Origin of the sequence: Xanthomonas sp. WHRI 8932A (genome assembly GCF_035012785.1) — a bacterium.
Lineage (GTDB): Bacteria > Pseudomonadota > Gammaproteobacteria > Xanthomonadales > Xanthomonadaceae > Xanthomonas.
In genome coordinates this window covers 167,038-181,814 of sequence record NZ_JAYGQQ010000013.1, presented here as the reverse complement: position 1 = coordinate 181,814, position 14,777 = coordinate 167,038, and the positions used below count along the sequence as shown (strand labels likewise).

The 14,777-nt window shown below is 64.1% G+C and carries 11 protein-coding genes and 1 other RNA gene; 7 read left to right on the top strand and 5 right to left on the bottom strand.

The annotated features are described in order from the left end of the window. Positions 1-202: 202 nt before the first annotated feature. Positions 203-1,261: an NAD(P)-dependent alcohol dehydrogenase gene (locus VC212_RS20505; RefSeq protein ID WP_115514793.1), complete on the bottom strand. Its 1,059-nt coding sequence runs from the start codon at positions 1,259-1,261 to the stop codon at positions 203-205. Between the two features lie 306 nt (positions 1,262-1,567). On the opposite strand from VC212_RS20505, the gene VC212_RS20500 reads away from it, so the two are divergent. The 4 genes from VC212_RS20500 (at position 1,568) to VC212_RS20485 (ending at position 6,515) form a co-directional block, all read left to right on the top strand. Then, complete coding sequence (locus VC212_RS20500) at positions 1,568-2,644, top strand: glycoside hydrolase family 5 protein (protein ID WP_323519665.1); 1,077 nt, start codon at positions 1,568-1,570, stop codon at positions 2,642-2,644. Between the two features lie 667 nt (positions 2,645-3,311). Further along, positions 3,312-4,361: a glycoside hydrolase family 5 protein gene (locus VC212_RS20495; protein WP_323526772.1), complete on the top strand. Its 1,050-nt coding sequence runs from the start codon at positions 3,312-3,314 to the stop codon at positions 4,359-4,361. Between the two features lie 414 nt (positions 4,362-4,775). Continuing rightward, entirely contained in the window at positions 4,776-5,834 is a 1,059-nt protein-coding gene (locus VC212_RS20490; RefSeq protein WP_323526791.1) for a glycoside hydrolase family 5 protein, read from the top strand. A 237-nt stretch (positions 5,835-6,071) separates the two neighbouring features. Further along, on the top strand, positions 6,072-6,515 hold the full coding sequence (locus VC212_RS20485; protein ID WP_311238165.1) for a PepSY domain-containing protein: 444 nt from the start codon (positions 6,072-6,074) through the stop codon (positions 6,513-6,515). Positions 6,516-6,795: 280 nt separating this feature from the next. On the opposite strand, the gene VC212_RS20480 is transcribed toward VC212_RS20485, so the two are convergent. Continuing rightward, complete coding sequence (locus VC212_RS20480) at positions 6,796-8,622, bottom strand: M28 family metallopeptidase (RefSeq protein ID WP_323526771.1); 1,827 nt, start codon at positions 8,620-8,622, stop codon at positions 6,796-6,798. A gap of 55 nt (positions 8,623-8,677) precedes the next feature. Then, complete coding sequence (locus VC212_RS20475) at positions 8,678-9,334, bottom strand: hypothetical protein (RefSeq protein WP_055852605.1); 657 nt, start codon at positions 9,332-9,334, stop codon at positions 8,678-8,680. Positions 9,335-9,431: 97 nt separating this feature from the next. Here VC212_RS20475 and VC212_RS20470 point away from each other — a divergent pair, with 97 nt between their 5' ends. The 3 genes from VC212_RS20470 (at position 9,432) to VC212_RS20460 (ending at position 13,335) form a co-directional block, all read left to right on the top strand. Continuing rightward, the gene (locus tag VC212_RS20470) at positions 9,432-10,730 is read left to right on the top strand and encodes a peptidoglycan DD-metalloendopeptidase family protein (RefSeq protein ID WP_323526770.1); all 1,299 of its coding nucleotides are present in this window, start codon (positions 9,432-9,434) and stop codon (positions 10,728-10,730) included. A 510-nt stretch (positions 10,731-11,240) separates the two neighbouring features. Continuing rightward, positions 11,241-12,725: a S41 family peptidase gene (locus tag VC212_RS20465; protein ID WP_323526769.1), complete on the top strand. Its 1,485-nt coding sequence runs from the start codon at positions 11,241-11,243 to the stop codon at positions 12,723-12,725. Between the two features lie 534 nt (positions 12,726-13,259). After that, positions 13,260-13,335, top strand: a non-coding RNA gene (locus tag VC212_RS20460) — sX9 sRNA. 126 nt (positions 13,336-13,461) lie between these two features. On the opposite strand, the gene VC212_RS20455 is transcribed toward VC212_RS20460, so the two are convergent. Next, positions 13,462-14,448 (bottom strand): D-2-hydroxyacid dehydrogenase family protein, encoded by a 987-nt coding sequence (locus tag VC212_RS20455; RefSeq protein ID WP_115526546.1) that lies wholly within the window; start codon positions 14,446-14,448, stop codon positions 13,462-13,464. Beyond that, positions 14,448-14,765: a DUF1820 family protein gene (locus tag VC212_RS20450; RefSeq protein ID WP_055852962.1), complete on the bottom strand. Its 318-nt coding sequence runs from the start codon at positions 14,763-14,765 to the stop codon at positions 14,448-14,450. Before VC212_RS20450 ends, VC212_RS20455 begins: the two co-directional genes overlap by 1 nt. Positions 14,766-14,777: the final 12 nt, after the last annotated feature.

The following is a 14,777-nucleotide window of genomic DNA, read 5'->3' as shown; positions in this document are numbered from 1 at the left end:
TGCTCGACCCATCCGACATCCAGGGACGCGAACTCTTCATTTTTTGAGATTGCTGAAGCGCGCTCCAGCACCTAAACAAAGTTGTAAAAACACAGACGTCATCTGTCGCCTGATTTAACTAGGCGTTGTGTTTGTAGGCCACCGCTTGCGTCATACAACAACGCAAGCGGTGACTGACATCACAAGCTATTGCAACCGCGAATCAGGCCGCCTTATCCAGCGTAGCCATATCGATGACGAAGCGGTACTTCACGTCGCTCTTGAGCATGCGCTCGTAGGCCTCGTTGATCTGGTCGGCGCGGATGGTTTCGATGTCCGAGACGATGTTGTGCTTGGCGCAGAAGTCCAGCATTTCCTGGGTCTGGCGGATGCCGCCGATCAGCGAGCCGGCCAGGGTGCGGCGCTTCATCACTAGGTTGAACACCGCCGGCGACGGGTGCGATTCCTCGGGCACGCCCACCAGCACCATGGCGCCGTCGCGCTTGAGCGCATTGATGAACGGGTCCAGGTTATGCGGTGCGGCCACGGTGTTGAGGATGAAATCCAGGGTGTTGTACTGCGCAGCCATCTGCGCTTCGTCCTTGGAGATCACCACTTCGCTGGCGCCCAGGCGCATCGCATCGGCGCGCTTGTTCTCTGAGGTGGTGAACAGCACCACGGTGGCGCCCATCGCCTTGGCGATCTTCACGCCCATGTGGCCCAGGCCACCCAGGCCGACCACGCCCACCTTCTGCCCCGGGCCCACCTTCCAGTGCGCCAGCGGCGAATAGGTGGTGATGCCGGCGCACAGCAGCGGCGCCACGGCAGCCAGGTTGTCGGTGTGCGAGATGCGCAGCACGTACTTCTGGTCGACCACGATATGGTCGGAGTAACCGCCGTAGGTGTTCTCGCCGCCGCCGAACATCGGGCCGTTGTAGGTGCCGGTGAAGCCGGCTTCGCAGTACTGCTCCTCGCCTTCCTGGCAGGAGGCGCAGCTGCGGCAGCTGTCGACCATGCAACCAACGCCGGCCAGGTCGCCGACCTTGAAGCCGGTGACGGCGCTACCGACGGCGGTCACGCGGCCGACGATCTCGTGGCCCGGTACCGCCGGATACCGCGTGTTGTGCCATTCGTTGCGTGCGGTATGCAGGTCCGAGTGACACACGCCGCAATAGGCGATGTCGATCTGCACATCGTCAGGGCCGGGCGCGCGGCGTTCGAACGCGAACGGGGCAAGCGGCTGGTCGGCGGCTTGGGCGGCAAAGGCGTGGGCTTGGCTCATGGGAGACTCCGGGCGTGATGTCATTCGCATATGCGAACAACAGAAGAAAATGGAAGCGGTAGCTTAAGACAGGGGCCCGTCGCGCTCCTGCGACAGTGCGTCTTGTGTGTCGTGTTGCGGACGCTACCGGAGCAACATCATGCGCCGCGCAGGTGTTCGATCCCGATCAAATCCATGTTGCACGGCGTGAATGGGGCGCTAACGCCTGAGCTTCTAGGCTCATCAGGTACCCGATCGCCCTGCACCATCCCAGCTGGCCGTGCCCTCCCCCCGCGGCCACCCACGTCGATGCCGAAGGAGGCTTCCATGTTCCGCGCTCCCAAAAAATTCCCCAGTCTGCGTAGCGCTGCGCTCGCACTGACCTTGCTCGCAGCAATGCCGCTGGCGCACGCCAAAGAGCCCAATGGTCCGAAGAAGGAGTCCGCTGGTCTGAAGTATGTCGGCGTCAATCTGTCCGGCGCCGAGTTCAACTCACGCAAGAAGCCCGGCACCTTGTTCAAGGACTACACCTACCCGGCCGCCTCGGATTTCAGCTATTTCGCCGGCAAGGGCATGAATACGATCCGCCTGCCGTTTCTGTGGGAGCGTCTGCAACCCGAGCTCAACGGCGAGCTGGATGCGGCGCAGTTGGGGCTGATCAAGAAATCGCTCGAAGCGGCCAAGGCGAACAAGCAGTTCCTGATCCTGGATCTGCACAACTACGCCAAATACAACGGCAAGCGCATCGGCACCGACGAGGTGCCACCTGCCGCACTGGCCGATCTGTGGCGCCGGCTGGCGCTGGAGTTCAAGGACGACAAGGCGGTGATCTTCGGGCTGATGAATGAGCCCAACGGCATCTCCGCAACCGACTGGGCCACCGCTGCGCAAGGCGCGATCAACACGATCCGCAAGACCGGCGCCCGCAACCTGATCCTGGTGCCGGGCACCGCGTATACCGGCGCGCACAGCTGGCGTAGCAGCAGCTACGGCGTCTCCAACGCCAAGGCGCTGGCCATCCTCAAGGACCCCGGCAACAACCTGGCCTTCGAAGCGCACCAGTATCTGGACAACGACTACAGCGGCACCAAACCGCAATGCACCAGCGACAGCGTGGGCGAAGAAAAGCTGCGCGGCTTTACCGACTGGCTGCGCGAGAACAAGCAGAAGGGCTTTCTGGGCGAATTCGGCACCGCCAACAATCCGGTCTGCGACAAGGCGCTGGAAGGCATGCTGACCTACATGGAAAAGAACAGCGACGTGTGGCTGGGCTGGACCTGGTGGGCTGCGGGCGCCTGGTGGAAGCCGGATTACTTTTTCACCGTGCAACCGGGCAAGGACGGTAGCGACAAGCCGCAGATCAGGATTCTGAGCAAGTACGCACGCCGTGCGGGCAAGCACTGACGGCAGCGATCTAAATCAATAAGACGCGGGCGACGCTGGTAGGTCGCCCGTTTTTTTTGCGTCGCGTTGCAGTGCTCACGGTTACCGCTGGATGTCGGGCGGGACTGTGGCTGATTGATGACAGCCATGCGGTGGACGAACGTTGGCGCGATATGGACCTCGCCACGCCGCTGCTGCAGGTCCGGTTTCGGTGGATGCAGCTGCCGTTGTCGCCGAGAGCGTTGTCTCGAAGATGGATGCACCGCCATCGACCACGATCATGGCAGTGACTCGCGCTGGGCGCCCAATGCAAAACCGCCCTACTCCGTGCTACGCGATTGCAGTGCTCGGTGCATGCAGGCACGTCTGCGTCCGCGCGTTGCGTCATGCGTGTCCGTCCACGCCAGCATTGGCGCAGTCGCTGTCATCGCATCAACGCCGATGCATTGATGCGACCAATACCATTGCGAAGTTGCAGCAGAGCCGCTGATTCAAGGCATTCTCGCAACACGCGCAGTGCATCGACAAAAACAGCTCGCAACTGCGAAGCACTGCACAGCTTGATGCAGTGATACCTCGCATCCGTAGTTGCGCGCGGCAGATGCGCATAGGCTGAGGTCGATGCGTTGTGCTTGCGAACAACTGCGATGCAACGCATCTCCCCCCGTAGATGCTTCAGGAGTTCCCCATGTCCCCCTCCCCCACCTGGCCGCGCCAGCTGCTGAGCTGTGCGCTGGCCGTGCTGTTGCTGGTGGCGCTTCCGCGTGCGCAGGCACAAAGCGGTGCGCTGCGTCTTGCAGGTATCAATCTGTCCGGCGCAGAAATCGCCTCGGCAAAACGCCCAGGCGTCGTCAATGTCGATTATCGCTATCCAACTCCCGGCGAATACCAGCACTTCGCCAACACCGGCATGAACGTGGTACGCCTGCCCGTCTTGTGGGAGCGGCTGCAGCCCAAACCGCAAGGCCCACTGGACCCCGCACAACTTGCGCTGATCCGGCAGGCCGTGGCCAACGCCAAGGCAGCGAACATGGTGTTGATCGTGGATATCCACAACTACGCCAAATACTACGGGCAGAAGATCGGCACCCCGCGCGTGCCGATCAGCACCTTCACCGATGTGTGGAAGCGGTTGGCGGTGGCCTTCAAGAACGATAACGCGGTGATCTTCGGGCTGATGAACGAGCCCTACGACATTGCGCCGCAGAATTGGGCCGCCGCCGCACAGGCAGCGATCGACGGCATCCGCGCCACCGGCGCCAACAACCTCATCCTGGTACCCGGCGCGCTGTGGTCCGGAGCACACAGTTGGTATTCCACCATCGCCGGGCAATCCAATGCAGTTGCGCTGGCCTCTCTCCGCGATCCGCTCAACCGGTACGCCATCGAGGTGCACCAATATCTGGATACCGATTCCAGCGGCACCAGTGCCGGTTGTGTGAGCGCTACCATCGGTGCCGAACGCTTGCGCAGCTTTACCGGTTGGTTGCGTACCCAGCGCAAGCGTGGGTTCTTGGGCGAATTTGGCGCCTCAACCAACCCCACCTGCATGCGCGCGCTGGATGGCATGCTGCGGTATCTGGAGGCAAACCGCGATGTCTGGCTGGGTTCCAGCGCCTGGGCCGCCGGCGCCTGGTGGCGTGGCGATTACCCCTTTACGTTGCAGCCCGATCGCAATGGACGCGACAAACCGCAGCTGTCCATCCTGAGTGCGCACGCACGTCGCATCGCGCGCTGATTCATCCCTGCGTGCTTTGCCAGCGGTGCCGTTTTCGCAACGGCACCGCTTTAGTGGATATCGGAAATGACCGCGCCACCGAGATGGCGCCATGCAACTGGCACGTTGCCAAATTCCGCCAGCATCTCGGCACATACCCGTGCGTATCGCGAGAATCACGGCACTTTAGTGATAACCGATATGCACGCATAAACGTGCTCTTCCATATTAAGTGCGCAGTGGTTCGCACTTCTCGACGTATTCATTGATTTACCACTCTTTGGCACACGTGATGCATCGCAACACGCAGATGCAGCGCACCTTGCGCCGATCGCACGCCATTGGGGCGGCGACGCATCTTACCCGCCCAGGAGTTGCTTCATGTCACGTCCATCTTTTCCACTACGCCACCTTGCTGCGTGCGCCCTGTGTTTCATGTTGCTTGTCGGGACCTCGTGCGCGTACGCGCAGACACGCGCACTGACGCATGCCGGCGTCAATTTATCCGGTGCCGAATTTGCGTCATCCAAAAAACCCGGCGTGCTCAACAAAGACTATATGTACGCATCGGCCAACGATTACAGTTATTTTGCCGGCGTCGGAATGAATACGATCCGCTTGCCGATCTTGTGGGAGCGTCTGCAACCCAGCGCGCGCGGCGAGCTGGATCCGGTGCAGCTGGCGCTGGTGCAACAGGCGGTGGCGCGTGCCAAGGCCTCGGGCATGTATCTGGTCATCGATATCCACAATTACGCCAAATACTACGGTTACAGGATCGGCGGACCGGAAGTGCCGGTGGCCACCTTTACCGATCTATGGCGCCGTCTTGCAGTGGCATTCAATGGCGACAACGCGGTGATCTTCGGGCTGATGAACGAGCCCAACAATATCTCGTCCAGCGAATGGGCCGGCACTGCGCAAGCGGCCATCGATGCGATTCGCAGGACCGGTGCCAACAATCTGATCCTGGTGCCCGGCGCCTTGTGGACGGGTGCGCACAGCTGGTATTCGCCCACCAGCGACGGCTACTCCAACGCCACTGCGCTGGCGGCCATCAATGACCCGCTCAACCGGTACGCATTCGAAGTGCATCAATATCTGGACGCCGATTCCAGCGGCACCAGCAGCGTGTGCGTCAGCTCCACCATCGGCGCCGAGCGTTTGCGCAATTTCACCGAATGGCTGCGCACCAATCGCAAACGTGGCTTTCTGGCCGAATTCGGTACTGCCAACAACCCTGTCTGCAATGAGGCGCTGCAAGGCATGCTCGGCTACATGGAAAGCAATGCGGACGTGTGGCTGGGTTGGACGTGGTGGGCGGCAGGTTCGTGGTGGAATCTCTCCTACGCCTATAACGTGCATCCGAACAAGGACGGCACCGACAAACCGCAGATGACGATCCTCTCGCCGCAGGCCGCAAGCGCAACCCGTGCACCCGGCACCGCCGCTGCACGTCTAGCTGCACCTGCACCTGCAGTGCGCACCACGCGCTGAACACACGACAAGCCGCCGCAAGGCGGCTTTTTTATTGGATGACTTGGGCATCGTGGTCGACATCTGTCATGCAATGCCTGCGCACTGGAATCAAAATGTAAATCCAACGTGCAGAAGCGATGAACAGCGACCACGACTTTCAGTTAACTGAACTTCTCTAACTGAATCTTCTATGTTTTCACCCAGCCACGATCCCGAGGCGGCGAGCATGGCGGCACTTCACAGCAGGAGCCTCTGATGGCACATCGCATGATGACCACCGCATTGATCGGCGCGCTGACGCTTGTTTCGCAGGGCGCGTTCGCGCAGGACGCCGCCAAGCCCGCCAAGGCGCTCACCTCCAACGAGGTGACCAGCATGTTGACCGCCAAGGGCTACACCAAGGTGCACGACGTCAAATTCGAGCACGGCGTGTGGACTGCCGATGCCCGCAGCGGCGATGGTAAGGATGTGGATGTCCACATCGACCCGGTCACCGGGCGCGTTTATGGCGACCAGACGGCATCGCGGCTGAGCGAAGCCGACGTCCGCGCGGCACTGTCCACTGGCGGCTACGCAGACGTGCACGATCTCAAGTTCAAGGATGGCCTGTGGAAGGCCGATGCAAAGCACAACGGGCAGAAGGTCGAGTTGCACGTGGATCCCGACGATGGGCACGTGGTCAGCGTCCACAACGATTGAGTGTGCTTGAACGCTTGTGCGTCGGGCGGGCAGGGCAGAGCGCTGGTTGAAGTGCACAGTGAGCAGCCGTTGCAGCCGGCATCGAGTCTGATGCGACATTTAGCGACGTCGCGGCATCTGCTGGCCAACGCTCTATCGCCACCCACGAAACACAACTGACAACAAAGGGCCTCCAATCGGAGGCCCTTTGTCTTGCACGCAACTCGCTTCAGCTGCCAGCGCCGGCACAACAGCGCAGGCAGCATCCCTCACCGCGCGAACAGCGAGCTCCTTGCACGCCTCACCGCGCAGGCGCGGCGTTCTTTGCATCCGCCTCCTTGGCGTTGTTTGGCTTGGCATTCTTCGGATCGGTGTTGCCTGCGGCAGGCTGCGCTGCCGCGGCGCCAGCGCCCGGCTTGCCGGCCAGCATGCGGTCGCGCGCGGCCTTGAACGGATTGCCGGGGTACCAGTTGGGCCAACGGTCGCCCGCGGCCACGTCCTTGCCGACGCCATACACCGCTTGCAGGTCTTCGATGGTGCCGTCGAGCTTCCAGGTGGCTGCGTCGTACTCATCGCCGGGCGCGTGATAGCGATTGCGGCCGTAATCCTGGGCGGCCGCACGTCCGGCCGCGGTGCCGCCGTCGCGCAGGTCTTCGCCGCCATCGGCATACAGCGCCGGCACGCCGGCCTTGGCGAAGTTGAAGTGGTCCGAGCGGAAGTACGAGCCGCTTTCCGGCGTGGCCTCGGCGTGCAGCGTGCGTCCCTGCATCGCGGCGATCGGTTTGAGGATGTCTTCCAGTTCCGAGCTACCCATGCCCACCACGGTGACATCGCGTGCGCGCCCGGCCACCGACATCGCGTCCAGGTTGATCACCGCAGCGATCTTGTCCAGCGGGAAGCTTGGGTTGGCCACGTAATACTTGGACCCGAGCAAGCCGGATTCTTCCAGCGTCACCGCCACGAACACCACCGAGCGCGCCGGCTTGGGGTCCTGATGCGCAAAGGCGTCGGCGATTTCCAGAATGCCGGCCACGCCGGTGGCGTTGTCCACCGCGCCGTTGTAGATGTTGTCGCCGGTTTCGCCCGGATGCTTGCCCAGGTGATCCCAGTGCGCCATGTACAGCACCGCCTCATCGGCGTGGCTGCTGCCGGGCAGCACACCGACCACGTTGCGCGAGGTCTTTTCGGCGATGCTGCTCTTCAGATCTACCGACCAATTGGCCTTTAGCGGCACCGGCTTGAAGCCGCGCTTGCTGGCGTCCTTGTAGGCCTGTGCCAGGTCCAGCCCGGCATTGGCGAACAGTTGCTTGGCGGTGTCGGCGCTGATCCAGCCCTGCACCGGCAGGCGCGGGTCCGGGTCGTCCTTGGCCGGCAGATCGTATTGCGGGCCGGACCAGGAGTTCTTGACCACGTCCCAGCCGTAACTGGCGCCGGGCGTGTCGTGCACGATCAACGCCGCCGCTGCGCCCTTGCGCGCGGCCTCTTCGAATTTATAGGTCCAGCGCCCGTAATAGGTCATGCGCTTGCCGTCGAACAACTTGGCATCGCCGGTATGGAAGCCAGGGTCGTTGACGAACATCACCACCGTCTTGCCTTTCCAGTCCTGGCCGGCGTAATCGTTCCATTGCTGCTCGGGCGCATCCACGCCGTAGCCAACGAACACCAGCTCGCTGTTGTCCAGCTTGACCTCGGGCTGGCCGGTGCGCGTGCCCACCACGATGTCGGTGCCGAAGGCGAGGGTGCGGGTCTGCTCGCCGCTGCGCAGGCTGGGGGCGGTGGCCGCGTCGGCGGTGGTTTCCACCATCGGCACCTCCTGGAACCAGCTGTCCCCATTACCCGGCTGCAAGCCGATGCGCTGCATCTGGTCGCGGATATAGGTCACGGTCTTTTCTTCGCCGGGCGTGCCCGGGCCGCGTCCTTCGAAGTCGTCCGAGGCCAGCGTCTTGACCAGCTCGGCAAAGTCGCCGGTGGTCAGCTCTGGCGAAAACGCGTGCCGGCTGACCGGTGCGCTGGGCGTGGCATCGGCCGGCGTTTGCGCCGCCGGTGCGGACGGCGCGTCGGTCGATTCGCGTTTGCAACCGGCCAGGGCCAGGGTCGCGGCCAGACACAACAGGATCTTGCGGGGCATCGGAACTCCTCGTGCAGCGGAGTCCCGATCTTAGAACGTGCGCGTGGTGAGCGCGTCAGTCCTTGGGCGCCACATCCGACTCGAAGCTGCGTGCGGTGGCACCGGTGACCGCGCCGATCTTGGCGGTGCGATGCACGTACAGATCCACATCGCGCTCGAAGTTGAGCGGCCCATCGACCACCGCCTTGGGGCCGATCACCACGCGCGGTTTGCGCGAGGGCTTGAAGGAAAAGCTGAAGTTCGGCTTGGTCACCTCGATACCGCCATGCACATGCGAGCCCACGCCAACGGTGATGTCGCCGTTGACCGTCTCGATGTCCTTGCCGAGCTCGGTTTCGACCAGGCCGATACTGCCGTTGACGGTTTCCACGCCACCGCTGACCTGGCTGCCGCGCTCGACCAACACGCTGCCATTGACCGTTTCCAGGCCCCCGGAGACGGTGACCTTGCGGCCCAGGGAAATCGCGCCGTTGACTGTGGACACGCTGCCGGTGCGGGCCCCATCGCCGATCGTGATACCGCCGTTGACGGTTTCCACATCCTGGGTCTGCGCACCGGCGCCGATCTCGATGGAGCCGTTGACCGTTTCCAGGCCGCCGTAGGTCTTGCCGGCCTCGGCGCTGATGCGGCCGTTGACCTTGCTGATGCCTTCTTCGGCCCAGGCGGTTGAGCAGGCCAGGGACAATGCCAGGAGAAGATACTGGAGCTTCATGCTGAACCTCGCGCGGTGGCGTCTGTCTTGGGCGTGGCGGCGATCACACCATGCTTAGCTACAATCGCGCACCTGCCTGAAGTCACTGGACCTTTCGTTGCCCCCTTCGCCTGCACCGCTGCCGCGTCTGCCGCTCGTCTCCGCCACCGGCGTTGGACGCAGCTGGCTGGCCACGACCGCGTTGGTCTGCATGCTGCTCGGCAGCACCGGCGCGGGCGCGCAGAACCAGCGCGAGACCGAGCGCAAACTGCAGCAGCTGCGCGATGAGCTCAAGACCATCAGCGCCGACCGACGCGAGCTGGAAGGCAAGCGCGGCACCGCGGCGCAGCAACTGCGCCAGGCCGACGAAAAGGTCGCCAAGACCTCGCGCGCCCTGAGCGAAACCGAAGCGGCGATGCGCGCACAGGAACAGCATCTGTCCACGCTGCAACAGGACCGCGCGCAATTGCAGCGCGGCCTGCAGAACCAGCGCGTGCAGCTGGCCGCATTGCTGCGTGCCGCCGATCAGGTAGGCCGCAACGCGCCGTTGAAGGTGTTGCTGTCGCAGGACACGGTAGGCGATGCCAACCGCATGCTCGCCGATCACCGCTACGTGCAGAACGCACGCGCGCAGCGGATCCACGCGCTGACCACGCAGCTGGATGCGCTGACCAAGGTGGAACAGGACATCGCCGCCCGGCGCCAGGCGCTGGATGCGGCGCGCGCGCAACAAAAGGCGCAGGCGGCCACCTTGCAGAAGGACCGCTCGCAGCAGGCGGCCACCGTGGCGCAGCTGGACGATCGCTATAAACAACGTGCCGAGCGCGAAAAGGCGCTGGGCCAGGATGCCAAGTCGCTGGAGCAACTGCTCGCCAATCTGCGCGCGGCCGCGGCCAAGGCCGAAGCCGAACGCCGCGCGGCTGCAAAGCGCGCGGCCGCCGAAGCCGCCGCACAGGCCAAGCGCGGCAAGACCGATCGCCCCGAGCGTCCCGGCAAGACCCCGCCCAAGGTCATCGCCAGCGCACCGGCGCCCAAGGTCGGTGGGCTCAGCTGGCCGGTGGCGGGCAATCTGCTGGCACGCTTCAACGCCACACTGCCCGACGGTCACACCAGCAAGGGCGTGCTGATCGGCGCGCCCAAGGGCAGCACGGTCACCGCGGTGGCCGACGGCACGGTGGTGTTTTCCGACTGGATGACCGGCTACGGCATGATCCTGATCGTGGACCACGGCAACGGCTACATGAGCCTGTACGCGCACAACGACACCTTGCTGCGCGATGCCGGTGCGGCGATCAAGCGCGGCGAAGCGGTGGCCAAGGTCGGCAGTTCGGGCGGGCAGGGCGTGCCGGCGCTGTACTTCGAATTGCGGCGCAATGGGCAGCCGGTCGACCCATCGAGCTGGTTGCAACGGCGCTAGTCGCTACGTGCGGTGAGCGGCGGCCGACGCGGAGCATCGCGGAACTCGCAGCCGTGCTGCCGGTCGCTGCCGTGCTCGCTGGGTGATCAGTGTCTGTGCGTCCTCGCAGCGCGCCACGGTCACCGCAGCGGCCAGGCGCTGCTCACCAGCACGTGGCGGCGACATCGCAGCGATGCAGCGCGTTTCGCCGCTGCAGCCTTCCCGGCCACCCCGGCAATGCTTTCATCGCGGCACTGTCCGGCTGCACATCGAAGCAGCGCATGGCACTGCGGTTGGCGGTTGGCGGCCGGGTGCGAGCAGACACCCGTGCGCTGCACGCTCGCCGCCCGAGTTGCAGATGCCCGGCCGCACCAATGCGTCACACATCCGTGCTTCGGTCGCCAGCCAGCTGGCCGCCACCGAACTGCCCACGCAACACGCGCGTAATTCAACGCGGATTTACCGCTGCTTCGCGCATAATCCGGTCAGCTCCGTCGTGCGGAGCGTCTTATCTCTTTGTCGGAGTGCTTCATGCGCGTAGCCGTCCTGTCCGTTGCCCTGTCGCTGGCCTTGTTCGCGTCGCCTGGTTGGGCGCAGACCGCCCGTCCCGCCGCCGCCCAGGCCGCTGCGGACGATCCGGAAGCCAATGAAGCCGCTGTCTCCAAGGTACCGCTGGACGAAATCCGTCGCTTCGTGGCGGTGTACAACGCGGTCAAGCAGGCCTACGTCGACCCGGTCGAAGACAAAAAGCTGATGCACGCCGCGGTGCGCGGCCTGCTCTCTGACCTGGACCCGCACAGCACCTATTTCGACAAGGAAGATGCCGAAGCCTTCGACGAACAGGCCACCGGTGCCTATGACGGCATTGGCGTGGAGCTGCTGCAGCAACAGGACAACACGCTCAAGGTGATCGCGCCGATCGACGACACCCCGGCGGCGCGTGCCGGAATTCGCGCAGGCGATGTGATCGTGGCCATCGACGGCAAGCCAATCGATGCCAGCAAGGCGATGGAACCGCTGCGCGGCGAATCCGGCAGCAAGGTCACCCTGACCATCGTGCGCGACAAGACGCCCAAGCCGTTCGATGTGACCCTGCAGCGGCAGACCATTCGCGTGGCCAGCGTGCGCAGCAAGCTGCTGGAGCCAGGCTATGGCTACATCCGCATCAGCACCTTCCAGGCCGATACCGGCGCCGATTTCCAGAAGAACCTCAAGCAGCTGCAGGCCGGCGGGAAACTGCGCGGGCTGGTGCTGGATCTGCGCAGCAACCCGGGCGGTCTGCTGACCTCGGCGGTGCAGGTGGCCGACGATCTGCTCGACAAGGGCAACATCGTCAGCACCCGTGGGCGTATCTCGATCAGCGACGCCAAGTTCGATGCCACTCCGGGCGATCTGCTCGGCGGTGCACCGGTGGTGGTACTGGTAGACGCCGGCTCGGCCAGCGCCTCCGAAGTGCTGGCCGGTGCGCTGCGCGACAACCAGCGCGCGCGCATCATCGGTAGCCGCACCTTCGGCAAGGGCTCGGTGCAGACCGTGCTGCCGCTGGATAACGGCGACTCGGTCAAGCTCACCACCGCGCGCTATTACACCCCCAGCGGCAAGTCGATCCAGGCCAGCGGCATCGTGCCGGAAGTGATGCTCACTCCCGAACCGCAGCCCGGCGATGCCGACGTGCCGGCCAGCCTAGCCGATTTCAGCGAAGCCACCTTGCCGGGCCATCTGCGCGGCGATGCCGAGGGCGAAGAGGGCTATAGCGCCGGCGATGTATTGCCTGGCGATGGCCCGATCACCGCAGCGCTGGCCGAGCTCAAGCAGCCCGGCTCGGCCGCCAAGGCGCAAGCCGCGCTCAAGGCAAAAGCCCAGTCCGCACAGAAGGCGAGGGCGGCCACCAAGGCAGCGTCCGAGCCGAAGCCGGCAGCAGCGCATCCGGCGGGCACCGACAAGGCCAAGCCAACTGACCCAGCCAAGCCGGCAGCGCCAACGGATAAGCCGGCACCGGTCGAACCGACCAAGTAAGCGCAGCGAACAGGGTGCGAGCGCGGGTCGGCTGGATGGTGCCGGCGCCGCGCTCGTCACACGCGGCGCGCACGACGATGGTGCGCGCTGCGTGCCGATCAAGCTTGTCCATGCATTGCATGACGCGTGCTGCGTGCTGCGTGCTGCGATCAGCGAATTTGAAGCCGCATCCCTCAGTGACTCCAGTGCAGTGACTCCAGTGCAAAGCACGCGCTGTGTCTACGACGAACGTCATTGTCTGAGTCAGTGACAGCACCGATCGCTCGCACGGCGCCGGACGTTGTTCGATACGGTAATCGCTACAGCGCAGGAAACTTCGCTGCGCACCACACCCAGATCTTCGCAGGTAAACGAAGGCCGCGTACGTGCGTCATTCAATCACCCGCTCGCTCAGACATGCGTTGATCGGGCGATCATCGCTCTGTGAGGATCGACTAGTTGCATGGATTGCCAGCGGCATGCAGCGCCGTGTCGGGCGCCGGTTTCAGTGCAGCTAACAAAGGGACTTTGCAGGCTGCCGGTGCTCGGTGCGGCATGTACCCCGCGTACATTCCGGTTCCTCCGCGCCGTCCACGCCCACCTGACCACTGCTCGCTACGTGTTGTTAGCCGGGCTTCGTCCTACGCAATCCAGCGCCTTTGCAAACCTGTCCATGCGTTCGCGTGCGCATCGCTGCGCCATTCGCGTGCATAGGTCTTCGCGCATGCGTGGTTCGATTCATCACGCGAAACACGCGCTAGCGCGTCATCGCCAGCACTTCCGGATTGACCAGATTGCGCGGGGTGCCCGCAGCAAAGGCCAGCACATTGTCGAAGGCCGCTTCGAAGTACAGCGCGTAGCTGTCGCGTTCCACATACCCCAGGTGCGGTGTGGCCAGCAGGCGCGGGTGCTGCAGGAGCGGGTCGCGCGGGTCCTGCACCGGCTCGCGCTCGAACACATCCACCGCCGCCTGCCCCGGCCGACCAGCATCCAGTGCGGCCAGCAATGCGCCGGGTGCGAGTAATTCGGCGCGGCTGGTGTTGACCAGCAAGGCATCGGTGCGCATGTGGCCCAGATCCTGCGCGGTTACCTGATGGCGCGTCTGCGCGGTGAGCCGGCGATGCAACGACAGCACATCGCTGCGCTCGAACAGCTCCTGGCGACTGGCCGCAATCGCGTACCCATCGCGCGCCGCCTGTGCGCACGATGCTTCGCCACCCCACACCAGCACCTGCATGCCGAACGCGCGCCCGAACCCGGCCACACGTTGACCGATGCGCCCATAACTCCAGATGCCCAGCGTGCGCCCATGCAGCGATCGGCCCAGGCCGGGGTCGCCGACCGCCTGCCAGCGGCCCTGGTGCAACGCGCGCTGATACTCGGTCAGGCGGCGGCTGGCCGACAGGATCAGCGCCCAGGTCAGCTCGGCCGGCGCCACCGGCGAGCCGACGCCCTCAGCCACCGCCACCCCGAACTCGGTACACGCGGCCACATCCACATGCGTGCCCACGCGCCCGGTCTGGCTGATCAGCTTGAGCCGCGGCAACCGCCGCAACAGCGTCGCATCCACGCGGGTGCGCTCGCGGATCAGCACCAGCGCATCGGCTTCGACCAGGCGCTCGGCCCATTCGTTGGGATCGGTGGCCAATGCACCGAGCACCTGCACATCGTGGCCCTGCAGCCGCTGCAGACAGGGCAGCTGACGTACTGCGCCCTGGTAATCGTCGGGCACCAGAATGCGCATCAGCGTGGCTTGGTCGGCACCGGAAAGGCCACCACCTTGTCGCCGGTGGTGGCATCGCGGATCACCGACTGGCCTTTCTTTTCCACTTCTTCGATACGCACGATGCTCTGCATCGGCAGGTGCAAGGTCTTGGTATTGCCGAACTCTTCGCGCAGGCGTTCTTCGGTGGGATCCACCACCAGGCCGTCGTGCACGTCGAATACCAGCTCGCCGATCTGGTTGAAGCCCCATAGATGGCTGCCGGTCACTTCGTGCGCGTAGAGCTCGTACACCTTGCCGTGATTGAGAAAGGTGACTTTGTACAAGGGCTTGGACATGCACCGATTATA